Genomic DNA, 23,909 nt, shown 5'->3' on the forward strand with positions numbered 1-23,909 from the left:
TGCTTGATAGAAACAAGTGGCACAGGTGTAGTGAAATGAAGGTGCCCACTTCCTTGTAAGGAAGTGGGCAAAAGGATTATTGCCACTTGACATTGAGATTGCCTGGCTCTGTTACTCCATGATTGTTTGATAAAGAAGAGGGTGTAGGCTCTTCTGAACGGGGGCTCGGTTCAGGATTTTGTGGAGAAGGAGAGAGTGGTGGAAAATAGCGGGGGCGAATATATTTGAGATAACGATAGAAAACTGCTTTATAGGAAATGATGTAGAGCAAGGGGAAGACGAAAAAAAGAATAAAAATCCAATAGAGAATCGCCACGAGACCAAGCATGATTGCTACAGCAACATTATCCTCTAGCATGCTGATGATAAAGATCAATGCATATCCGGGAAGGTAAGATAGACCGGCCACTAGCCACGAACCTGCGAGAATCAAGCCCGAGACAAAGACAGTGCCGAATGAATGGGAGAATACATGAATCGAACTTTTAATGGCTTTCCAGATGCCTTGCCCTTCCGTGGTAAAGAAGATGGGGGCATGCAATAATGCCAATAAGAGTATGAGAAGCGATACGATACCGATAAATAGAAGAATCCAACCAAAGAGGTATAGGAAAGAGACAGAGGTCTCGATGAAAGAGCTCCCAAGGAAAACAAGGGTATAGGGAAGAAGTATGATCAGGAAGGTAACGAAAAATAGCATAGATGTCTTCCAATAGTTCTTAAATCCAGTAGAAAAGAAGGTGCTTACCGTGGCTCGATTTTTCATGAAAATTTCTTTGAATACGCCCAAAAAGCTTGAACTATGAAAAGCTACAGTAAATGATAAGAGAAAACAGAGAGAGATCATAAAAATAACGAATAAGACAGTATTTGTGAATACGCCCATTTGATCAAAGATTATAAAAGGGTCGCTTGAAGTGGTGTTTGCACCGGAAAATGCGCTCATCGCCCCGACAAATAGCATAGCAATAACAAAGAGAAAAGTACCTACGAGATAGGCAGGGATAAGCAAAGCACAATACATGAGATAGCCTAGTATGCTGAGTCCCCATAGTGATTTCCAATGGGAGCGGACGAGTGTAAAGAAGTTTGGCATATAGATCCTCCATTTCAATAAGTATTGAGAAAGTTGTCCATTAAGACCGATTGATTTCTTTTACTATATTATTTTACAAGATATTAGTAGTGGTTTCTAGCATGGAAACAAGTCTTGCACCACCCTTCTATCTGAAAAAAGAAACTCCAGTGCTTCTAAGTGAAAGCACTGGAGGGAGTGAAAGGAATTTTTTATTGTGTGTTGGAACTCTTCTGGTCTGAGGACTCCTTCTTTTCTTCATCTTGCTCGCTCGCATGAGAAGAAGGGGATTCCTCTTCTTTGCTGGTATCGTGAGATGTTTCTTCTTCAAGCTGAGCAGATGCTTTTTTCCGTCCTAGCATTCGTTTTACAAATCCGAAGATTACTCCAGCACCAGCAAGGATAAAGATCCAGCCTTTTTTCAATATGAGAAGCAGTGCTGCGATTAATCCGGCCTTTTTGGCGACGGCTAGGCCCAATCCTCCGAGGATGAGACCGGATAAACCGTACTCTGCAACTTTGTCTGTTTCCTCATTAAAGTCTTCGTAGCGATTTCCCTCCTGCAATTTGAAGTGAGGAAGAATCTGATTGTGGAGAATTTCTTTATGTTGTTCCAGAGTTTCCTGATCGGTTACGAGCGTGAAGCTAATAACCCCTTTTCTTGATAATTGTTGTGTTTGGTAGTTGATGATTGGATACTGAGTGGTATCCTCTACCAGCATCGACCACGTGAGTTGATGGGTTTGTTTATCGTAACTGGGCTCTTCTTCCCATCCGACAACATGAATGGCATCTGTATCGGGGCGCTCTTTATTTGCTTCCTCCGTACCCTTTTTGTAGCTGGTGAGAATTTCATCCGCATCGATATTGGTTTCATCATCCATGATATGTCCTGTTTCTTCATATTCCATAACGACGAACCAAAACTCTTCCGGGTTAGCGGAATAGATACTACCGATCTCCAAGTTGGTAGGGAAGTTTCCCATCTCTTTTTGCAATTGAATGGTATCTTCTTTGTTAAGGAAAAGCAGATCTTCTGCTAGATCGAGTGTCGCCAGCTGATCCCCAACCTCAACCGACTGTCCCCCTTCTATGTACTGGATTTCTCCCTCAGCATAGGTAGCGGTGAGTGGACTAAATAAAAGAATAAGTGCAAGGAGTCCGAGTGAAAGTGTTCTACTCATTGATTAACCTCTTTTCTCTAAATGATGACAACTCTTCTATTATATCAGAACAAAATGGAGAGAGAAGAAGGTTTTATTAGAATGGAGAAGATAAACCGACTAATAGAAAAGGTATTTATTTCTGATTTATAAGAGAGAAAGACCGGAGCCAGTGTTGATGAGCTTTACAGAGGCGGCTGAGATACACAAGGTATAGGGAGTATCAGAAACGATCTTTTGGGACGATGAAACAGGTGGGTTCAGAAGTGCCACTACGGAAGAAATTGTTGAACAAGTGACACCGTCCAATTCTTTCAGGGTAGAAATGAGTGGGTCGAGAAAACAGACAGAGATTATCTTGTGAGAGGTATGAGTTCGGGTAATATACGGTGGATCTGATTGATTTTCTAGTAAATCGGAACCAAATAGAGGAGAAATCATAGAATAATAGAGAGGAGGGATTGAACCGACAGAAAACGGAGGTGTTGTAGATTTGGATAATGAGATGATAAGAAAGAAAGTGAGAGCTAAAGTAACTGCTACAAGAGCGGAATTGATTACAACGACGGGTGACGTGTATATTGCTAGAGGTCCCTCTATTGTAGTTGAGGGGAATTTAGTAAGAGCCCAAGTGGAAAGTCTTCTTGATCCAGAGGTATTTCGAGAAGCTGTTTTTCCTATGGACAAATTGGTCGCTCTGGTGGAATTGCCTGAAGGAGAATAACGAAGTCTAAATTAATCATGGGGGTGCAGGTATGGAAGCGATTGAACAAAAAGCCTGTGCATCAGCGAAAGGTAGAGGAGCTACTGAAGAACTATCGTACCTGGAAAGCGACCTTGCAGAGGGAAGAGGATTTCCCTTCTTGCACCCCTGTCTTTGAAGAGCGGACAAGCCCAGCGTAAAGTGAGTACGTATCGGACAGGGAGCGGTATGGGATCAGACGAGCCGAGAAGGGGGGAACGGCTAGGGTGGATGGAGAAGAAAGAGAAGCGGATTGTCTATTGGAGTAGTAAGCCTAAAAAAAGATGGAAGCAAATTAGCTTAAAAAAGTGGTGATGATGAAGTTGGGAAAAAAAGTGACTAGCATACAAATTGGTAGTTTCAATAAAGGAGAAAAAGAGTGGATACCATCCCAGGATTGGCTTAACAGTCAACTTTGCTATGATCCTGTAGCCAAAATGGCTTCTCTTAACTTGATGTGTGATGGGATTTCCAGTGAGAGTGTCGATCTAGAGGTTAACCAAGATATTACAATGGATTTTAATAGTGATTCACAACTTGTAGCCATTGAATTTTGCGGGATAACAGCAAAAAGCATAGGGGAGTTTTGCGGAGATGTAACATGGCGAAATCAAATATTTAGTCGTGGACTCAGGGATGGGCGTCCATGTTATGTATTTAAGCTCTCTAGTAATGAAACTCTTAGTGTATATCGAGTTAAAAGTAAAGGTGTAGCATTTTTATTCAAAGAGAAGGATTACGAAGGGTTTTTGGGTTTGGAAATATATAAAATTGGAGTTTACGACGAAGATTACTTGATTGGATAGTTTGGAAATCTGAGTCCTTCATTTTAACTCGGATTTAGCGTATACGAAAATGATTGATTGCTTTTACATGGATATATTACGAGAGATGAGAAACTCATCCCTCGTTTACAAATTAAATGCATCTTGAATATAACCCAATAGCTAAAGTGTGAGGTGAAAAATAAATGAACATTGGATCATTGATTGTCGGTTCCATTCTCATCATTTGTTCAATGTTATACAGTGATAGGCTTCATAAAGCTATGTGGAGGGGATCGGCTGGTTGGGATTTTATTTTTGCAAGATCTCCCATGGTATCTTATTAAGATACTAATAGCTTTTCTTGGAGCTGTTTTCATTGTATATGGAATTATTGTCTAATTGGTGATTATTTACTTATAAAAACCGATCGAAGATATAGCTCGTGGGCAGTTTATGTGAAAGGTGTCGACAAGACCCGAAAACAGGATTTCGATCTGCTTCCTTTTGGAACGAATGAGACGACGAAGAGGCTTGGACATCTCACAACGAAGCCTTCATCGGTCATTTGAAACAACCCTTTCAGCCCATAATCCTTCTCCTGCTTGGCTTGCTTGATTCCCTTTAATATCCTAGAAAACAAATTTTAAACTTGGTTGAGGGCTTTGGTACAATGAAAGTGCTCTTGCATGAGAATCCTCCTATGATTGTCGGCACTTTCATTATGAAGGACTTCTCTTGCAAGAGCTATTTTTATTTAACTAGCATCAAAGGTATTATTAATCTCTGAATACTATATATTCATTTTACCTTTGCGGAGGAGAGCTTCTATAAATATTAGAAAGGAACATCCAAATGTGGGAAGTTAAGCTAATAGGATATACTCTACTTATTATTGGGATTTTTGGATCGTTGATTTTTTGGATTCCGAATTTATCGAAAAAACTTGAAAAAAAATACAGGGTTGATACTCTAGTAAATCTAATTGAAATGATTTTTTTCGGTGATCGCTATTCGATAGGTATCTATTTCTTTGTGATGGGAGTTGTATTAGGTTTAACGCTGATAATATTGGATTTGACCGCTTTTTGACCGGTTTATGACCGCTATTAGCCGAATAACCGTGTACTATGGTAGTGTGCTCGTATGTCGCTAAGAGTGGCTGGGACGCTGTATATTGATGGAGGCTGTACCTTGTTTCTCCCTTGACGCTCAAGTGATGCTTGTGCAGGAGGAACAGGGTTTAATTATTGTAACGATGATTGAACACTCGCATGATGAGGGTGTTTTTTGTTATGAATGTAGAGGTGTTAACCTGTGAAAAAGCCACTACCGTTCTACAAGAGCAAGGCATGGAAGAAAGCACGTGAGTCTGGTACTAATAAGTGACAACTACCTGTGCCAGCCATGCATGGAGAGGGATAAGCTCACACCAGCAGTGATGGTGCATCACGTTGAACACCTGATGGAGAGACTAGAGTGGGCGTTGGATGAGAACAACTTAGTGAGTGTATGTGCAACGTGTCATAACAAGCTACATCCGGAGAAGGGGAAGAAGGAGCAGGATAGCAAGGAATATAAGACTAGAGTAATTCAGTCGGTGGCGAATGAGGAAATGGTGTGACAATTTATGTCAGATGCCCATACCCGAAATACATGTTGATCATAGACTAATGCATCATGGTGACATTCAATGGAGGGGTATGGAATGAAAAAGGAGAAAAGCAAAAGGCAATCGCTTTTGTTTGAACGGTGCGATGAGATAGAGAAAGATTCTTATGTTGCACAAGGACAAGGAGTCCAGTACACGTTTCTGTCAGAGGGTGTACAGTTTACGTTAGGTGGATCTAATGAGTTGATGTTGAAATTTGTGGATGCATGCCGACAAGTGATTCCTAAGGGACTACCGCAATACAATCAGGTATATGAACAGGTGCTCTATGAAGATGTGTGGCAGGGCATTGATGTGGTGTTCTATGGTGAAGGCGAGCAGTTAAAATACGATGTGGTGGTTGAGCCAGGTGCTTGTGCTAGAGACATTCGGTTACGGTATGAGGGTGGAGATGACCTTGCATTGAGTGAACAAGGCGAATTGATTGTCTATACAAAAGAGGGTGTTGTCCGGGAAGAAAAGCCAGTCAGTTTTCAATGGATTCAAGGCGAGAAACGACGGATTACAACATCGTTCCACCTTTTTGCTGATGCTTCAATCGGGTTTGACCTCGCGCCCTATGATGAGATGAAACCACTGCTCATCGATCCGGTGGTTTTTTACTCTACCTTTCTAGGGGGGAGTAACTTTGACCAAGGACGAGGAATTGCCGTCGACGCGGGTGGCGATTCGTATATCGCAGGGGTAACGGATTCCCTAGATTTTCCTACAACATCAGGAGCTTTTCAAACAACATTGAGAGGGGGATTCGATGCTTTTGTGACTCGGTTTAATACGGCAGGAACTTCCTTAATCTATTCCACCTTTCTAGGGGGGACAGGCACAGAGTCTATTGGATTCCCTTCTTTTACTGGCATTTCTGTCGATGGAAGTAGCCATGCTTTTGTCGCTAGTTCAACGACATCGACGAATTTTCCCGTTACATCGGGGGCCTTTCAAACAATATTGGCAGGGGGGACGGATGCATTTGTCACCCGGCTCAACCCAACCGGTACATCCCTTCTATATTCCACTTATCTTGGAGGAGGTGGTAGCGATGTGGGTTTTGACCTTGCGATTAATGAAACGGGAAATGCTTATATAACAGGGGCAACAGATTCGACGAATTTCCCGACAACCATGGGTGCGCTTCAAACGATATTGGCAGGGGGGACGGATGCATTTGTCACCCAACTTAATACGGCTGGAAACAGTTTGATTTACTCCACCTATTTGGGTGGAAGTGGTCTCGACGAAGCTTATGGCATTGCGTCAGATGGGAGCACCAATGCTTATATAACGGGAGTGACATTTTCTAATGATTTCCCAACGACGGCAGGGGTGTTCCAAACGATATTGGCGGGTCTTTCTAACGCTTTTGTCACCCAACTCAATGTGGCTGGAAACAGTTTGATTTACTCCACCTATTTGGGTGGAAGTTTTTTTGATCGAGGTTTTGGGATTGCGTTAGATGGTACTTGGAAAGCGTATGTAGTAGGACAAACATTCTCTATAGACTTCCCTACCACACCTAATGGTTTTCAGAGCGTAAATTCAGGAGGGAGCGATGCCTTTATTACCAAATTCAATGCTACTGGAAGTAAGCTTGTGTATTCCACCTACTTTTGGGGGAATGATCTCGATGTTGGCACCGACATCGCGGTGAATGTTTTCGGTGACGCTTGGATAAGCGGTTTGACAGACTCAACGAATTTCCCTGTTACCTCAGATGCGTTTCAAGATAGTCTAGCAGGTGAGCAGGATGCGTTTATAGCCCAGCTCAGCTATTCCGGTCAAGGAATCTCTTTCTCTTCCTATCTCGGAGGGGATGGTTCTGAAGAAGGATTGGGTGTTGCGCTTGATGAACTAGGGAATGCCTACTTTACCGGAGATACAAGGTCAACCAACTTTCCTATTACCTCCAATTCTTTTCAGAGTATTTTTGGAGGGAGTACAGATGCCTTTGTCACGAAAGTAGGGCAACGAACCTCCGTCGGTGCAACAGGACCAATGGGCGCGACAGGTTCTACGGGCGCGACAGGATCGCAAGGTTCAAGAGGACCGAAGGGGAGACGCGGCCCGAGGGGACCGAGAGGGTCGCGTGGTACTGGTGGGGGAGAGTTCGGTATGTAGCTGAATCGAAGGTAGATAGAGGGTGAAACTTATGTGCAATAATATAGGAACAACTTCGTTCGGTCTTCTTCCGAATCGCGGCTGTTCTTTGTATTTTGAGTAGTCCCCCTCCCTAAAAAGCGGATAACAAAGGGGCTAGGGACCGGCAGAGGGCAGAGGCCTATCGTTTTCACCGCGAACCAATTTCTTACGTTAGGGGGGATGTCATGAGCCAGTTTGAACCGAGCAAATACATCAAGGATATCGCGGCCGTTGAATTGTTTCACACAATAGCGAATGAGCTAGATATAGATGATTCTTTGAACGAACGAACCGTGATCATTGTGGAGAACAGTGCCCTTCTTGAAGAGATGAAGGCGGAGCTATTAGCAGACATCAAAGAGCGTGGAGTGGTTGAATTCTTTATCAATGGGCAACAGTCGTTTTGGAGGGATAACAAGTCCGGTAGATAAACTACTCGTATGTTGAGGGGCAACGCATGCTCTTAAATGAACTTTGTCTGACTCCACCATCGGCAAAGAAGCTGGTCGAGGTGGTGCAATGAGAAACGAGAGAGCTCCTCTTCTTGCGATAGGTTTACTATGAATCTCTGTCACCAGTTGCATAAGACATTCTAGATTTCTTGTGTCCAATCTATTGCTAATGTCATTCTCACGGGATGAGTATTAAGAGATGAGAGAGCGTATGCTAGTAGTAGACTCACGTTTGAAAAGAGCCGAAGGGGGTCATGGACCCTCACGGCTCTTTTCTAGTTTAGCGTTGCCAGCACACCTGTGATGAAGCTAAGTACAGCCCAACCGCTTCCGTGGCATCCTTCTTTGTGATGTCAGCTGTTTCAGCTACATTTCCTATGATTCCTCTTCGATAATGGTACCACTCTTCCTTTTCTGTAGCATAGTAGAGGAAAACCGCTGCTTGGCTCTTGTCGTTATTATAAGCCTCCCTCACCACTTCAAGGGTCACAAACTTTTTTTCTTCTACTATCTATGTCTCTCTGATGATGCTATTTTAGACTATTTATAGATTGAGATAGTCACGATTAATCAACGGTAGCACTTCCTTCTATACGAAAGAATGAATAGTATGAAATTAGATAGCGTTAATTTCTATAAAGGAGGTTAAAAGTTGACAACAAGAATAGGAGAAGAGTCAGTTGATGTTTTCCGTCAAACACCGAGAACATTCGCTCCGTCTGAAACAATCACTTTTACTACTATCGGAAACCAGCAGGGTATCTTTGTTAACCGGGATGCGAGGGGCGAGATCGATTTTTTAGTTACTATTCGACCTGGAACGTACCAAATTGATTGGATTTTTCAAGGAATTTCATCTACTCCAATTACTGTACAACTCAATATTAACAACGGGGCGATTACCCGAACATATGCGGAAGATCAGGGTGATCTTGACCAGTTGATTGGGTATAACTTCATCAGATTGCCTGCTTTGAGTGTCGTCCGCCTCATAAATACAGGTAGATCAGACTTGACAACACGCCCTCCCGAAAGCGTTAGCGGGACCATTACGACATCACTCAGAATGTATCGTTTGTAGACAGGTTTTAACTCCGTCTTCTTTTTTTACGGGGTGCCTGTAATTGTGCCTGTGAACGTGCTTGCAATCATATCGGTTTTACTACTTGCGTTGTGTACTGTTATGAAAAATGGGAAAGCGACCCGGTCACAGGGAGGACAACGAGCGGGAGTTCTGAAAGGGGAGCGGACTAACCTACTGTGAAACTGTCTATTTGACTACCTAATGTTACGATCTACCCAGCCGTTTAACCTACCGTCTGCTGGAGAGTAGAGTCCATTATACTGTGTAAAATAGGAAAAATAGAAAGAGCCATTCGCAAACCCTATTAGTAGAATAGAGTTGGCAAACAAAATCATACCAAGGAAAGGGATGAGCTAAAACAAACTCTCTCATGATGAGAGGGTGTTTTTGCTTTGCGATGAGTAGGTGTCATCGGTCTACTATAAATGAAGAGGTGCTAAGAAACCACTACCGTTCTACAAAAGCAAGGTGTGTAAGAAAGCACGTGAGTCGGTACTAATAAGTGACAACTACCTGTGCCAGCCATGCTTAGAGAGGGGTAAGCTCACACCAACAGTGGTGGTGCACCACGTCGAACACTTGACGGAGAGGCCAGAGCTGGCATTGGATGAGAATAACTTAGTGAGTGTATGTGCAACGTGTCATAATAAGCTCCATCCAGAGAAGAGGAAGAAGGAGCAGGATAGCAAAGAATACAAAACTAGAATGATTTAATCGGTGGCGAATGAGGAAATGGTGTGATTTTGCCATACGCCCATACCCAAAATGGATGTTAAGCATAGGATAAAGCATCATGGTTCAATCCAATGGAGGAATATGGGATGAAGAATGTACAAAAGGTTGGAATGCGGTTCAAGGTGTGTAAAGGGGATAGTAGTGTAAGGGAAGCTTATGTTGCAGAAGGCGGGGGGATACAGTACACGTTTCTTTCAGAGGGAGTCCAGTTTAGGCTGGCTGGATTGGATGAGTTGGTATTACGGTTTGTTGGTGCACATAATGGGGTGGCTCCCAGAGGTTTAGAGCTAAGTGGACGGGGATATGAACGTGTCATCTATGAAGGTGTATGGCAAGGGATTGATGTGGTTTTCTATGGACAGGGAGAGCAGTTGAAGTACGATGTGGTGGTTCATCCGGGAGCTTGTGTGGAAGATATTCGGTTGCGGTATGAAAATGGAGAGAGTCCTTCTTTCAATGAGCAAGGCGATATGTTTGTCTGTACAAAAAAAGGATTTCTCTATGAAGAAAAGCCGATCAGCTATCAACAGACTAAGCAAGGAAAGAAGAGTGTACCCACAAAGTTTAAAAGATGCCCTCAAGAATCCATTGGATTTGCTATTGAGAAAGAATCGTACGATCCATTGGATACGCTCATCATTGATCCAGTCGTATTTTACTCTACGTATTTAGGGGGATCGAATATAGATCAAGGATTTGGGATTGACGTCGATTCTGTGAGGAATGCATATGTAACTGGTCAAACAAACTCTATCGACTTCCCAATTACCTCAGGTGCCTTTCAGACGATGTTTCTTGCGTCAGTCGATGTTTTTGTTAGTAAATTCAACATGTCGGGTAGTTCTCTTCTTTACTCTACTTATATTGGGGGTATCAATGCTGATAATGGAAGAGGTATTAAAGTAGATGCTTCTTTCAATGCTTATGTAACCGGAAGCACAACTTCAATGGACTTTCCAACTACTTCAGGTGCCTTTCAGACAATGAGCATTAGTGGTGCGTTGAGGACTGCGTTTGTTTCAAAGTTGAATGAAACAGGAACTTCCCTTCTTTATTCAACTTATCTAGGGGGGGATCGACAAGATGTAGGGTTAGGAATAGATGTAAATGAAGTGAATAATGCTTTTGTGACTGGTTTCACAGAATCAACAGATTTCCCGGTTACGCCAAATGCATTTCAAACAATTTTATCGGGAGGCACAAATGATTCTGCTGCTGCTTTCGTTACAAAATTTAATGATGAAGGAACTTCACTCCTTTATTCCACTTATTTTGGAGGTTCGGGAGATGATCGAGGATTTGGTATCGTAGTGAATAGTAGTGATCAGGCTTATGTGACAGGAAAAACAAGTTCAACGAACTTTCCCGTTACATCAAATGCTTTCCAGACGATCTATGGAGGAGATTCGGATGCTTTCATTACGAAGCTAAATGCGGTAGGTTCATCGTTGGTATTTTCAACTTATTTAGGTGGGGGTCAAGAAGATGTAGGTGATGCTATAGACCTAGATGGAGCAGATAACGTTTATATAACAGGCCTTACGGGATCTACGAATTTTCCAACCACCAACAATGCTTTTCAGATGACTAGACCTGGAATTCAGAGTGCTTTTGTAACGAAGTTAAATCCTATAGGAAGTCAACTTGTATATTCGACGTTCTTAGGGGGAAGTGGACTTGAGAATACTGTGGATTCCTCCGGAGGAATTGCAGTAGATTCATTTGGTCAGGCATGGGTGACAGGCAATACGAATTCCAATGATTTTCCACTTACCTCTGATGCCTTCCAAGATAGTCGGAGTGGAGGTTTTGATGCATTTGTTACGCAGATGAGCTTTTCGGGACAAGGGATTTCTTTCTCCTCCTATCTAGGGGGGAGTGGTAACGATGCTGGATTGGATGTTACGGTGGATGACCAGGAAAATGCCTACTTTACAGGACAGACAGGATCTACAAATTTCCCAATAACTTCCAATGCTTTCCAATCTCAATTTGGAGGTGGGCAGTTTGATGCCTTTGTTACGAAAGTCGGTCAGCTAACGTCTGTTGGTGCTACGGGTCCAACAGGAGCGACTGGTCCAGCAGGAGCCACCGGGGCACAAGGTCCACGAGGACCAAGAGGCAGACGTGGACCAAGGGGACCGAGAGGACCACGTGGTGCTGGTGGAGGAGAGTTTGGTGGGTAAAAAAATTATCACATGGCAGGCACGGAGTGATTTTGATGAGTGCAAGAAGATGGTCAAGAAGTCACCGCCATTAAGAGAAGACTTCCATTATTCTCGTTTTTGCTTCAATGGGAAACCAGAGAGTGCCTCATCTTGCGATGGATTTACTAAGAATCTCGGTCATCAATTTCATAAAGACATACTAAATTTTTTCTGTCCAATCTACTGTAGCCGATCCAGTATTAAGAGATGAGAGATAGTAGTAGACTCACTTTAGAAAAGAGCCGTAGAGGAGTGATGGATCCCTCACGGCTCTTTTCTAGTTCATCGGGTTTTTAAGCTGCTTCCCCTTGTGCCCCTTTCTTGCGAAACGCTCCCGCATTAAAGTTATCAAGACCGATGTGTACTTTGTCTCTTGAACATAGCGTACCCGTGATGGAGCCAAGTAAAGCGTCAACCGCTTCCGTAACCTCTCTCTTGGTCATGTCAGCACTCAGTAAATTTTCCTGTTAATTCCATTTTTCATGGAATAGCAGGACGAAACCGTGGAGGGTTATGTTCTCCAATGCCCATTTTTAACAAGTGCTGCTTTGATGATAAAGTAAGTGATTTCTTCTGGTAGTGCATCTTTTAAGGGTTTGAGCTTACTTGTTTCTAACCGTTGATAAGTGTCTAGGACCAAGGCTTCCTGTTCGGCGGAAAGGATTCGCTCCCAGGCCAGCGTTTCCCCTTCCTGTGCGGAGCGGAGAAGGTGTTCTTCCACGGTACGTTCTTTGATTTCTCTCTCTTGGGCAATCTCCGTGATCGATGCCCCTTCCTGAAACCGCTGATAAGTGAGGAAGTGACTCGCCTCCTTATTGGCGGAAGGAGTAGATTCCGAAGAAATTGGTGAGATCGAATCGGTATGAGCTGCCTTTACTCCCTCTGGTTCAGATAGCGTGGCAGGGAAATCTGGATGATCGGTTAGATAAGCTTGAATCGCTTGGGTAAAGAGTGTGCCATAGCGTTTCCACTTTTCTTCCCCTACCCCTTTGATGAGGAGCATCTCTTCTCTGGTCTGAGGAAGGCGGTAGCTCATCTCACGCAAACTCGCATCGTTGAAAATAACATAGGGAGGAACCTTTTCTTCTTCCGCTTGCTTTTTTCTTACCTCTCTTAGCTTCTCGAAAAGGGCATTGTCGCTGACAATCTTGGTTAGCGGTTGCAGTGCTTTATGGTATACTTCTTCTTTTCCTAGTAAAACGGAAAGTGCCTTCTCGCGGAGGAAGACCACCGGGTATTGATCTTCTGTCATGCCTAAGTAGCCTTCCGCAATTAATTCTTTGATGATGTCTTCAACCTCTTTGCCCTTCTGTGCGTTCATCACCCCATAAGTAGGGAGCCGATCCAACTGCAATTGAAGAATGCGTTTGCTCTTGGAGCCGACCAGTACTTTGGCGATTAAGGAGACACCGAATCGTTCACGCATCCGCTTTACACAGGAAAAGATCTTTTGTGCTTCTACGGTGATATTGATGGCTTCTCTTGTATCCGTACAATTGTTGCATTTTTCACAAGGCTGGCTTGCGCTTTCGCCAAAATAGGAGAGGATATAGGACGTTAAGCACTGTTGTGTATAGCAGTAGTCCACCATCGTCTGTAGCTTTTGGTATTCGACTGTTTTTCTCTCTAGCGAGAGTTCAGATTGCTCCAATAGGTATTTTTGCAGTTGAATGTCTCTCGCCTCAAACAGCAGAATACACTCACTGGCTTCGCCATCGCGACCGGATCGCCCCGCTTCTTGATAATAGGATTCCATGTTTTTTGGCATGTTATGGTGGATGACAAAGCGGACATTGGATTTGTCGATGCCCATTCCAAACGCATTGGTAGCAACGATAAGTTGGGTATCATCATAAAGAAAGCGTTCCTGTGCGATCTGTCGCTTTTCATCTGCCATCCCTGCGTGATAGGTTTCCGCTTGAAATCCCGATTGATTTAAGTAGTGGGTGAGCTGATCTGCCTCTTTACGCGTGGCAGTATAAATGATGCCAGAAGCATCCGGGTTGGTCTGGATATAACGGCGAATAAAGTCTCGCTTATTGGCTCCCCGTAAAACAGATAGCGATAAATTTTCCCGCGCAAAGCTGGTGATGTAGGTGTTGGGATCTTGTAAAGATAAGGCCGATTTGATGTCGTGCTTTACTTCTGGAGTAGCGGTTGCCGTAAATGCGGCCACGACGGGTCGTTGTGGAAGGGAATGGATCAAGGGAGCAATCGCACGGTAACTGGGACGAAAGTCATGCCCCCACTGCGATACACAGTGTGCTTCATCCACTGCAACGAAGGAGATAGGAATCGTTTGCAGAAGGGATTGGAAAGAAGGAGCGTCGAGTCGCTCAGGAGCGACATATACCAGTGGGAATTTTCCTTCTCGAATGTCTGCGATGCGTTTGTTGGTGTCTGCGAGGGAGAGCGTGCTATTGAGATAGGTTGCAGCGACTCCTAAGCTCGTAAGGGAATCTACCTGATCCTTCATTAAAGAAATCAAGGGTGAGATGATGAGCGTAATTCCGGGGAAGAGGAGCGCTGGGATTTGATAACAGATCGACTTCCCTCCACCGGTAGGCAGGATCGCAAGTGTATCGCTACCCTCGATGATGCTCGCAATGATTTCTTCTTGTCCGGGTCGAAAGGAGGTATATCCGTAGGTATTTCGCAGGATTTCGTGTGCCTTTGGCGAGGCGTTCATTTTTATTCTCTCCTAATGAATGGATTGCTTACTGGTATTTTATCATAGAGAGGGGGAGGGGAGGGGGCCGTTTTTGAACCACTGAAAGAACGACCAACGGTTACGCCGGCTCCTATTATGAAATGATTTTTTCGAATAAAATTCAGAATTATCTCTCAACAGAAAAATGGCCGTATTCATGAGTAGGTCCCACCCCCATTCCTTTGCATGCTTCTATTGTTGGCTAGGCATACTACCGTTGACTACAATCTACATACAAGACAAGGTGGATTTGAATGGGCCACGCATTAAAAGATAAAGTGCAGACGATGAAGGTAAACAAAAAGCTGGAAGAGAATACAAAGGTCCTGGATGAAATTCTCGGAGTAGAGAAAAGCTTTGATATGAATAAGCGCGAACTTGTCTACGCAGGTAAGAAGTTTGCTCTCTATTTCGTCGATGGGCTCGTCAAAGATGATGTTCTCAACTTTATTATGACGCACTTAGCAGAACTGGATCGAGCAGACCTTAGCCTGAAGCCGATTCAACGATTACTGCAAACCGAGATTCCCTACATTGAATTGGAAAAAACGGATAAGGTAAAAGATCTTATCTCGCAATTGCTCTCAGGTCCGATCATTTTACTGATCGATGGGGAAGAGGAAGCCCTCATCTTGGATGCGCGTACTTATCCAGTCCGTTCACCGGAGGAACCCGACTTAGAAAGAGTGGTACGAGGAGCGCGTGATGGTTTCGTTGAGACAATCGTGGTGAATACGGCTTTGTCGCGTCGCAGAATACGTGACCCTTCCTTTCGCTTTGAATACGTACAGGTAGGTAAGCGTTCGAAGACGGATATCTGCGTGGGCTATCTGGAAGATATAGCCGATCCGGATTTCGTTCAGATGGTCAAGGAGAAGTTGGAAGCGATTGATGTGGACGGGCTTCCCATGGCGGAGAAAAGCGTAGAGGAGTATTTGTTTGGTCACTTTTGGAATCCGTATCCGATGGTTCGCTACACCGAACGGCCCGATGTGGCGGCGGTTCATTTGCTCGAGGGTCATGTGCTGATATATGTAGATACTTCCCCCAGTGTGATGATTACACCCACTACCATCTTTCATCATGTACAGCATGCGGAAGAGTATCGGCAGAAGCCAGCTGTCGGGGCATTTCTCCGTTGGGTTCGATTTCTCGCACTGTTTGCTTCTGTGTTTTTACTACCGCTTTGGTATTTAATTGCGGTTCAGCCTGAGATTGTTCCGGGGTTTCTGCAATTCTTGGGTCCGGAGAAGATGGGTCAATTACCGCTGTTTATTCAAATTTTGATCGCCGAACTGGGAATTGAGATCTTGCGCATGGCATCTATCCATACACCTAGCTCTCTCGCGACGGCATTGGGCTTGATTGCCGCGATTTTGTTAGGAGAAATGGCGATTAAAGTAGGGCTTTTTATTCCGGAAGTGATTCTTTACATCTCGATTGCCGCGATTGGGACCTTTGCTACACCTAGCTATGAATTAAGTATGGCGAACAAAATGGTGCGCCTCATCTTCTTAGCTGTCACCGCCTTGTTAAAAGCTCCAGGGTTGGCTATTGCGATTGTGGTGTGGCTGGTTTTCTTAGCACGTGAGCGCTCCCTCAACAAACCTTATTTGTGGCCGCTGTTCCCTTTCAATGGAAAAGCGTTGCTCGACGTGTTGGTTCGATCACCCATTCCGATTAAGAAAAAACGACCCCGCGTCTTGTCAACACAAGATCCTGATCGTTAAATGCTGCTCCGTTTAGGAGGGTGGTTTTTGGTGAAAGGGTTCATTATGGCGATTTGGTGAAAAAATTTTTCTCTGTTTTCAGCTCGGAAAAGGCCGTTTTTATCAAGGGTTTTCGTTGGTAAAATCGGCTTTTCTATTGCTGAGGAAGAAAAAAGTGATTCAAAAAGTGAAGAAAGTCCTGTAAAATGTCTTAGAGAGATCCCAAAACGAAACGTGTCATCAACTTGTCATAACTAGTTGAATGGGAACGGATGAAATCGAGATTGAGTGAAGTGATCGAGTTATCCATCACAAGGGGGAACATAGATTGACAAATAAACAGAAAAAATGGTTAGCCTCCTATCCAGCAGAAGTACCTGCTGAATTGGAGATTCCGGATGTACCATTAACCCGTTTTCTTGAAGATGCTGTCAGGGACTTTCCTGAGCGAGAAGCGATTCACTTTATGGGGAAACGCTTATCTTATCGTGAATTGCATGAGCAAGTGTTTCGTTTAGCCAATGCACTCAAAGGGCTGGGAATCAAAAAAGGGGACCGTATTTCCTTGATGCTACCCAATTCCCCACAAGCCGTGATCGCTTATTATGCAGGACTCTACTTGGGAGCGATCGTCGTGCAGACCAATCCGATGTACGTCGAACGTGAGTTGGAACATCAACTAAATGATTCTGGCGCGGAGACGATCATCTGCTTGGACCTGGTCTATCCGAAAGTGGCCAATGTGAAAGCGCAGACGATGTTGAAGCAAGTGATTGTCACTAGCATCAAAGATTATCTACCCTTCCCGAAAAATGTTCTTTATCCACTGAAGTTAAAGTTGGATAAGATGCAAGTGGATATTCCGTATGAAGACCCCTCTATCTACCGTTTTTCTAGCATAATGAAGAAAGCGCTTGCACAGCCGATGGAATGTCAAGTTGACTCGCCAGATGAGTTGGCGTTGCTTCAATATACGGGTGGAACTACGGGTCTAGCTAAGGGAGCGATGCTTTCTCACCGTAACCTAGCTACCAATGCTCTACAGTGCTCGGCTTGGGTGTACAAGACCAAGCGTGGACAAGAAAAAGTGCTGGGATTGTTGCCGTTTTTTCATGTGTACGGAATGACGACAGTGATGAATTATTCTATCTACATGGCGGCTACGATGATTCTCATTCCTCGTTTTGATGCGGATCAATTATTGGAAACATTTGCGAAAGAGAAGCCGACTATGTTCCCAGGAGCCCCAACCATGTATGTGGCTCTTATCAATCATGAGAAAGCCGGCCAATATGACTTGTCTTCTGTCGATGCTTGTATCAGTGGCTCGGCTCCGTTGCCGGTTGATGTACAGAGTAAGTTTGAGGAAATTACCCGAGGGAACTTGGTTGAAGGGTACGGGTTAACCGAAGCGTCTCCCGTTACGCATTGCAATATTGTGTGGGGTGACCGAATTAACGGCAGTATTGGCTTGCCGTGGCCAAACACGGATTGCCGTCTCGTCGACCCAGAGACGGGAGAAGAAGTAGCCGATGGTGAGGTTGGCGAAATGCAAGTGAAAGGTCCTCAAGTGATGATGGGCTATTGGAATCGACCCGAAGCGACGAAGAAGACGCTGAGTGAAGATGGATGGTTGTCCACTGGAGATATGGCCCGCATGGATGAAAACGGATTCTTCTATATCATGGATCGCAAGAAAGACATGATTATTGCTAGTGGTTATAATATTTATCCACGTGAAGTGGAAGAGGTGCTTTATAAACACGAGGCGATCCAAGAGGCAGCGGTGGTGGGTGTCCCTCACCCTTATCGTGGGGAGACCGTTAAAGCATTCGTGGTCTTAAAAGATGGTGCGGCCCTGAAGGAAGACGAGTTGGATCGTTATTGTCGCAAAGAGTTGGCTAAATATAAGGTGCCACGCTTGTTTGAGTTCCGCGATGAACTACCCAAATCCTCTGTAGGTAAAATTCTCCGGCGTGAATTGGTTCGCGAAGAGAAGGAAAAATACGAGCAAGAGGCAGTTACACAATAGGGAAGAGGTCCTCTCATCCTATGAGGTGAAACGGCTGATGTAGCCGTTTCTTTTCCTTTGTTTAATTCCGCAAAAGCTGGTTGACAGTCACATCAAACCATACTAAACTAAGAGTTGAATGAATGACCATTCATTATTATGCAAGAGGCTCATGGTAAGTAGGAGAAGGGAAGCGGATCTATGGCCAAACGGACGGGAGGAAAGTACGAGGCGATTATCGATGCGGCAGTGCGTGTGATCGCACAGCACGGGTATCATAATACACAAGTATCCAAGATAGCTCGTGAGGCCAAAGTTGCAGATGGGACGATCTATCTTTATTTTAAAAACAAAGATGATGTCTTGATCTGTCTCTTTAATGAGAAGATGGGCGCCTTTATTAGTGATGTGGAGAAAGCGCTTTCGATCATCGAGCACCCGTCTGATCAGCTGAAGGAACTGATTCGGCTTCACTTTGCCCACTTGGAACGCGATCATCAACTAGCGATGGTGACGCAAATCGAGTTGCGACAATCGAACCCGGAAGTGCGTCAAGGAATCGCAAAGATTTTAAAAAGGTACTTAGACGTGATGGATAACATCGTGGATGTAGGGATCCAAAAAGGCGTGTTTCGATCGGATATTGCCCATAGAATTACACGCAAAATGATTTTTGGTACCATTGATGAGACCGTCTCATCCTGGATTATGAATGATTTTAAGTACGATCTGATGGATCAGGTGGACTCCATTCACAGTCTGTTCTTGCACGGCATTGGTAATCCAGCAAAACGAGATTCCCATTCAAAGGAGGAAGTCGGGATATGAATATTTTGGTGTGCTTGAAGCAAACGTTTGACACCGAAGAGCAAATCGTAATTGAAGACGGAAAAATCAGTGAGGAAGGCGCCGAGTTTGTTATCAACCCGTATGACGAATATGCGGTGGAGGAAGCCATTAAGCTGAAAGAAGAGCACGGTGGCGAAGTAACGGTTATCACCATCGGACCGGAGCGCGCAGAACAAGCATTGCGTACAGCAATGGCAATGGGTGCGGATAAAGGTTTCATCGTGGATACCGACGATTTTGAAGGAGACGAATACTCCGCCTCGCACTTAATTAAAGGCCTCATTGATGAGGAAGACCTTGAATATGATATCATCCTTTGTGGATATATGGCTGTCGACGATGGTTCAGCTCAAGTTGGCCCACGTCTGGCTGAGTTGCTCGAGATCCCTCATATTTCCACTATCACGAAACTGACCGTCGATGGCGACAAGGTGGAAGTAGAGAGAGACGTGGAAGGCGACATCGAATATGTTGAATCCACTCTTCCCATCTTGGTAACCGCACAGCAAGGTTTGAACGATCCGCGTTACCCATCCCTGCAAGGGATTATGAAAGCCAAGAAAAAACCGCTCGAAAGCGTGGATTGGGATGACCTCGATCTCGATGAAGATGAGATTGCTGCGAAAACAGAAATCCTCGATATCTCCTTGCCACCAGAAAAAGGGGAAGGAAAAGTCCTCGAAGGTGATTTGAACGAGCAAGTCAACGAATTGGTACAGTTATTGCGTACGGAATCAAAAGTGATATAAGAATAGGGGGACCCGAACCGATGAGCAAAAACGTATTGGTATTAGCAGATGTTCGTGATGGGGGACTGCGTAACGTTACGCTGGAAAGTTTGGCAGCGGCTACGGAAGCAGCACAAGGCGGAACTGTAACCGCAACCGTGTTTGGCACCAAAGGGAAAGAGATGGTCGATCAACTGGCTCATCACGGTGCTGATAAAGTGGTACTTGTTGAAAATGAAACCTTGGATCAATATACGACCGATGCCTATTTCCAAGCTCTACGCGAAGTGATTAGCCATGTAGAGCCAGATATGATCTTGACCGGTCACACCGCAGTAGGGCGCGATGTTAGCCCGCGTATTGCGGCTCGCTTAAATCTAGGTCTCATGTCTGACTGCACAGGCATGGAAGTGCAAGATGGAAAAGTCGTCTTTACCCGCCCAATTTATGCAGGTAAAGCCTTCATGAAAAAGGCTGTGAAAGAAGGAACGATCTTTGCTACGCTTCGTCCGAATAACATCGCCGCAGGAGAAGCAGATACTAGCCGTTCGGCTGAAGTGGAAGAACTGTCTGTTTCCATCGCTGCTGATTCCTTGCGCACGATCGTGAAGGAAGTTGTTCGCAAATCGACCGATGGCGTTGATTTGTCCGAAGCACGCGTCATCGTTTCCGGTGGACGTGGAGTGAAGAGCGAAGATGGCTTTAAGCCACTGCAAGAACTAGCCGATGTACTGGGCGGTGCTGTTGGTGCCTCTCGTGGTGCAGCAGACGCTGGCTACTGTGATTATGCCCTACAGATTGGACAAACCGGTAAAGTGGTTACCCCAGATCTGTATATCGCTTGCGGTATTTCCGGCGCGATTCAGCATCTGGCGGGAATGTCCAACTCGAAAGTGATTGTAGCCATCAACAAAGATCCAGAAGCAACCATCTTCAGCGTAGCTGACTATGGCATTGTAGGCGACTTGTTTGATGTCGTTCCGATGTTAACCGAGGAATTGAAGAAAGTATTGAATGAAGGTTAATTGAGCTAAAAAAGAGAGGTCAGCAACGATAAGCTGCCTCTCTTTTTTTACCCAGACCATTTATTTCGTGATACTAAATACTTGGTCTTTTGCGTTTTGAGTGGTATACTGAGTGTGCAGTACGTGATTTTGTGAATTGAAGGAGGATGGACGATGGCGATTATTGAAGTGAATGATCAGTCCTTTAATGAAAAAGTTGAATCGGCAGGTACAGGAGCTGTACTCGTTGATTTTTGGGCTCCGTGGTGCGGACCATGTAAAATGATAGCGCCCGTATTGGAAGAGTTGGATAGTGAGATGGGAGAAAAACTGACCATCGCCAAGTTAAATGTTGATGAAAATCCAGATGTCTCCGGTCGTTACGGTGTCATGAGTATTCCTACTCTGATGCTCTTTAAAGACGGAGAGATGGTTAACAAGATGTCCGGTTTCCTACCAAAAGAGCAATTACAAGAGTGGTTAAGTGAACATATGTAATGAGAAGGAAAAGAGCTGATGGAGGGCAAGATCGATGCCCCATCAGCTCTTTTTTTTATTGTTATTGGTTCATCAGCTTGTTCTTATAACGGTGAACGACCATAACATTCGTTATGGCTAGTAGTAACGGTGTGCCGAAAAACGAATAGGCATTGGTGAAAAGTTGCAGGAGAATCTCACTAAATCCTGTGCTCGCCTGACTGGCTGCATCGGGATCGATCAGAAACGCTCCGAACAGTACGGTAATGAGCATGATTGGCAAGGTGAACAAGAGGCCAAATCCGAAGGCAATAAGGGCTGTACCTAGCACGCTCTTCGTAGAGCGGAGGAAGAGCGACATCGAATGTTTGATGGCTTTCACAGGTGTTAGCTGTTCTTGTATGAGGGCAATCGGGGCATGCAAGAGAGCTAACCAAAGGAGGATGTTCATGATTAATGAAATGAAGAAGAGAAGCAGAAATAGGGCGATACTGCCGGACGCCAAGAGTAGGAAAGAGAGTAGGTTCAAGATGACAAATGGAAGGTAGAGCAGATAACCGAGGAGTAGGAGGACATACATTTTCCCCATCCACTGAAAACCTTCTTTGAAAAAGGTTAAAAATCGTGACTTGTTGCTGTAGACCGCTTCACGTGCACTGGTGATGATCCCCGCTTGGAGAAATGAACTGGGGAGCAGGAAGATCACCGTCATCACCAAGAGAAGGAAACCGCCTGTGAGAAGAAAGGCAGGAGAGCCTAATACCAAATCAAAAAAATGGTCGAACGCTTGATTAGGGGTGGGTGCTTCAAATATGGCTTGCCACTCGGAAGCAAATAAAAGACCCAGTATCAAGGCACCGATCAAAAAAAAGATGACCCCAAAGATTCCGGAGATGATCTGTATTGCTAGGTTTCCAACCAGAAGGCTGAGGTACAGCATACCGGCATGCCGGCGAAATGTTTGAAAAAATGTATCCATAACGTGTGACTCCTTTACAAAGTAGAATGAAGGGTAGCCTCGAAGAGAGGTCTACCCCTATTATAACGAAGAGTTATTTATCTGTGTCCGTTTTCTTATCTGCTGTTGCAGCCGGCTCATCATAGGAGAAGGTAGGGAAGTGAGAGGATGAGGAACGATCTTCTGTCTTTTCCTGCTCTTGTTCCTTCTGCTCGGAAGAAGGGCTTTCTTGTTGGCTACTCTGTTCCGATGCTGGATAGTCAAAGTGTTGAAAATGGAATGTGCCAGGTTTTTGCGTTGGTTCCGTTTTCGGACTGGATTGATCCTCTTTCGGTATCGGCGTGTCAGCCACATGGGATGGCGACTGTGCGGTGTTGGGACGATTATTATCTTTGTTTTCTATTGCTTGATTTGGAGTGAAAAGTGTTGCTGGGTCCGGCTGTTGTTGCCCACCAGATGCGTGCGGTTGTTCTTGATGTGGCTGAGTGGGCGGACTCGTTTGCCGGCCACTTGTTTGAGCTGGATAAGCTTGCGGTGTCTTTTTCTCACTTGCTTGCAATGGAGGGGTGGAAAAACCGCCTGCTCCCGTTAACTTGGGTTGTAAGATCGTTCGGTAGCGATAGATAAGGGCCAGAAAGGCAGCCATGTAGAAAAACATAAATAAAAGCCATTGAATCACGGCAATGAGAACGACAAACACCACGAAATCTTGCAACAAGGCAGCGAATCCTTCTAGGATTAAACAGGCCAGTGCGCCTAGGATCATGATGCCGATCATGCTAATATAGGAGAGGAAGACTTGGCCAAAAGACTGGAAGAGTAGTCGAAAGGATAAGCGGATGGCTTTCTTTCTTCCATCTGCTACGAGAATAATGGGGGCATGCAAGATCATCATCGAATAGATGAATAGACCGACAATATAGAGAAGGTAGAGTAGAATGCCTACTCCTTCGTTCCCCGCAGCCATAAGCGCACCAGCTACTATTCCAATCACAATGAGAGGGATGGCGACTAATCCAAGTAAGATATTTTGTCCGATCAATTTGAAAAAGAAGCGAAACCCATAAACAAAATAAGCACCAAAGCGGGATTGGTGGGTGTAAAGAGGTTCTTTGATGAGGCCAATCGTTCCTGCGGTGTGAAAAGAACTGACAAGGAGCGAGCCGATAAAGACAAAGAAGATGAGAAAAAAGGAGGCCAAGAGAAGAGTGGTCCCTGAATCCATCAGGATCTGATTGATATCCGGTTGTCCTCCCACTCCATCCATTGCATTTATCACTTCACTTACGCCCATAATGGTCGCAATACCAAAACCGAGGGCGACAAAAAGAGAAAGAATGATAGCGCCAACTAGGCTACCAACGAGCAGACTTGCCCATAATTTAAATCCATGCTTACCTAGTAAGCGAAAATAGGTGGACATTGAATAGAACCCC

The 23,909-nt window shown here is 44.6% G+C and carries 22 protein-coding genes; 15 read left to right on the top strand and 7 right to left on the bottom strand.

Going from position 1 to position 23,909, the window contains the following annotated elements; all coding sequences use genetic code 11:
• Positions 1 to 76: 76 nt before the first annotated feature.
• Positions 77 to 1,096, bottom strand: coding sequence for a hypothetical protein (locus tag AC6RGY_RS12215; RefSeq protein ID WP_499863304.1), 1,020 nt, complete (start codon positions 1,094 to 1,096; stop codon positions 77 to 79).
• 191 nt (positions 1,097 to 1,287) lie between these two features.
• Positions 1,288 to 2,259, bottom strand: a complete 972-nt coding sequence (locus AC6RGY_RS12220) for a DUF2167 domain-containing protein (RefSeq protein ID WP_499863305.1) — start codon at positions 2,257 to 2,259, stop codon at positions 1,288 to 1,290.
• A gap of 472 nt (positions 2,260 to 2,731) precedes the next feature.
• On the opposite strand from AC6RGY_RS12220, the gene AC6RGY_RS12225 reads away from it, so the two are divergent.
• The 6 genes from AC6RGY_RS12225 (at position 2,732) to AC6RGY_RS12250 (ending at position 7,980) form a co-directional block, all read left to right on the top strand.
• Positions 2,732 to 2,962, top strand: coding sequence for a hypothetical protein (locus tag AC6RGY_RS12225; RefSeq protein ID WP_499863306.1), 231 nt, complete (start codon positions 2,732 to 2,734; stop codon positions 2,960 to 2,962).
• 17 nt (positions 2,963 to 2,979) lie between these two features.
• A complete protein-coding gene (locus AC6RGY_RS12230) occupies positions 2,980 to 3,141 on the top strand; it encodes a hypothetical protein (RefSeq protein WP_499863307.1) in 162 nt (53 codons plus the stop codon).
• 162 nt (positions 3,142 to 3,303) lie between these two features.
• Entirely contained in the window at positions 3,304 to 3,786 is a 483-nt protein-coding gene (locus tag AC6RGY_RS12235; RefSeq protein WP_499863308.1) for a hypothetical protein, read from the top strand.
• A gap of 1,324 nt (positions 3,787 to 5,110) precedes the next feature.
• Positions 5,111 to 5,368, top strand: coding sequence for an HNH endonuclease signature motif containing protein (locus AC6RGY_RS12240; RefSeq protein WP_499863309.1), 258 nt, complete (start codon positions 5,111 to 5,113; stop codon positions 5,366 to 5,368).
• Between the two features lie 84 nt (positions 5,369 to 5,452).
• Positions 5,453 to 7,528: a DUF7948 domain-containing protein gene (locus tag AC6RGY_RS12245; protein ID WP_499863310.1), complete on the top strand. Its 2,076-nt coding sequence runs from the start codon at positions 5,453 to 5,455 to the stop codon at positions 7,526 to 7,528.
• A gap of 206 nt (positions 7,529 to 7,734) precedes the next feature.
• Positions 7,735 to 7,980: a hypothetical protein gene (locus AC6RGY_RS12250; RefSeq protein ID WP_499863311.1), complete on the top strand. Its 246-nt coding sequence runs from the start codon at positions 7,735 to 7,737 to the stop codon at positions 7,978 to 7,980.
• A gap of 301 nt (positions 7,981 to 8,281) precedes the next feature.
• Here AC6RGY_RS12250 and AC6RGY_RS12255 read toward each other — a convergent pair whose 3' ends face one another.
• A complete protein-coding gene (locus tag AC6RGY_RS12255) occupies positions 8,282 to 8,491 on the bottom strand; it encodes a hypothetical protein (RefSeq protein WP_499863312.1) in 210 nt (69 codons plus the stop codon).
• Positions 8,492 to 8,653: 162 nt separating this feature from the next.
• On the opposite strand from AC6RGY_RS12255, the gene AC6RGY_RS12260 reads away from it, so the two are divergent.
• From AC6RGY_RS12260 to AC6RGY_RS12270, 3 genes are all read left to right on the top strand, one after another.
• Positions 8,654 to 9,082, top strand: coding sequence for a hypothetical protein (locus tag AC6RGY_RS12260; protein ID WP_499863313.1), 429 nt, complete (start codon positions 8,654 to 8,656; stop codon positions 9,080 to 9,082).
• 471 nt (positions 9,083 to 9,553) lie between these two features.
• Positions 9,554 to 9,799 carry an HNH endonuclease gene (locus AC6RGY_RS12265; RefSeq protein ID WP_499863314.1) on the top strand — a complete coding sequence of 82 codons (246 nt, stop codon included), beginning with the start codon at positions 9,554 to 9,556 and terminating at the stop codon, positions 9,797 to 9,799.
• A gap of 107 nt (positions 9,800 to 9,906) precedes the next feature.
• Positions 9,907 to 12,006, top strand: a complete 2,100-nt coding sequence (locus AC6RGY_RS12270) for an SBBP repeat-containing protein (RefSeq protein ID WP_499863315.1) — start codon at positions 9,907 to 9,909, stop codon at positions 12,004 to 12,006.
• Between the two features lie 314 nt (positions 12,007 to 12,320).
• Here the strand turns inward: AC6RGY_RS12270 and AC6RGY_RS12275 are convergent, their stop codons facing one another.
• Both AC6RGY_RS12275 and recQ read right to left on the bottom strand, forming a co-directional pair.
• Entirely contained in the window at positions 12,321 to 12,470 is a 150-nt protein-coding gene (locus AC6RGY_RS12275) for a hypothetical protein (protein WP_499863316.1), read from the bottom strand.
• A 68-nt stretch (positions 12,471 to 12,538) separates the two neighbouring features.
• Positions 12,539 to 14,716, bottom strand: coding sequence for a DNA helicase RecQ (gene recQ, locus AC6RGY_RS12280; RefSeq protein ID WP_499863317.1), 2,178 nt, complete (start codon positions 14,714 to 14,716; stop codon positions 12,539 to 12,541).
• Between the two features lie 275 nt (positions 14,717 to 14,991).
• Between recQ and AC6RGY_RS12285 the strand changes: the two genes are divergently transcribed.
• From AC6RGY_RS12285 to trxA, 6 genes are all read left to right on the top strand, one after another.
• A complete protein-coding gene (locus AC6RGY_RS12285; protein WP_499863318.1) occupies positions 14,992 to 16,467 on the top strand; it encodes a spore germination protein in 1,476 nt (491 codons plus the stop codon).
• 307 nt (positions 16,468 to 16,774) lie between these two features.
• A complete protein-coding gene (locus AC6RGY_RS12290; RefSeq protein ID WP_499863319.1) occupies positions 16,775 to 18,478 on the top strand; it encodes an AMP-binding protein in 1,704 nt (567 codons plus the stop codon).
• Positions 18,479 to 18,658: 180 nt separating this feature from the next.
• Positions 18,659 to 19,285 (top strand): fatty acid metabolism transcriptional regulator FadR, encoded by a 627-nt coding sequence (fadR, locus tag AC6RGY_RS12295; protein WP_499863320.1) that lies wholly within the window; start codon positions 18,659 to 18,661, stop codon positions 19,283 to 19,285.
• Positions 19,282 to 20,055 (top strand): electron transfer flavoprotein subunit beta/FixA family protein, encoded by a 774-nt coding sequence (locus AC6RGY_RS12300; RefSeq protein ID WP_499863321.1) that lies wholly within the window; start codon positions 19,282 to 19,284, stop codon positions 20,053 to 20,055. Before fadR ends, AC6RGY_RS12300 begins: the two co-directional genes overlap by 4 nt.
• 20 nt (positions 20,056 to 20,075) lie before the next feature.
• Complete coding sequence (locus AC6RGY_RS12305; RefSeq protein ID WP_499863322.1) at positions 20,076 to 21,059, top strand: electron transfer flavoprotein subunit alpha/FixB family protein; 984 nt, start codon at positions 20,076 to 20,078, stop codon at positions 21,057 to 21,059.
• Between the two features lie 153 nt (positions 21,060 to 21,212).
• Complete coding sequence (gene trxA, locus AC6RGY_RS12310) at positions 21,213 to 21,536, top strand: thioredoxin (RefSeq protein WP_499863323.1); 324 nt, start codon at positions 21,213 to 21,215, stop codon at positions 21,534 to 21,536.
• A 61-nt stretch (positions 21,537 to 21,597) separates the two neighbouring features.
• Here the strand turns inward: trxA and AC6RGY_RS12315 are convergent, their stop codons facing one another.
• Positions 21,598 to 22,494: a hypothetical protein gene (locus AC6RGY_RS12315; protein ID WP_499863324.1), complete on the bottom strand. Its 897-nt coding sequence runs from the start codon at positions 22,492 to 22,494 to the stop codon at positions 21,598 to 21,600.
• Between the two features lie 73 nt (positions 22,495 to 22,567).
• On the bottom strand, positions 22,568 to 23,896 hold the full coding sequence (locus AC6RGY_RS12320) for a hypothetical protein (protein ID WP_499863325.1): 1,329 nt from the start codon (positions 23,894 to 23,896) through the stop codon (positions 22,568 to 22,570).
• Positions 23,897 to 23,909 lie beyond the last annotated feature (13 nt).

It is taken from the genome of Mechercharimyces mesophilus, from assembly GCF_059818345.1.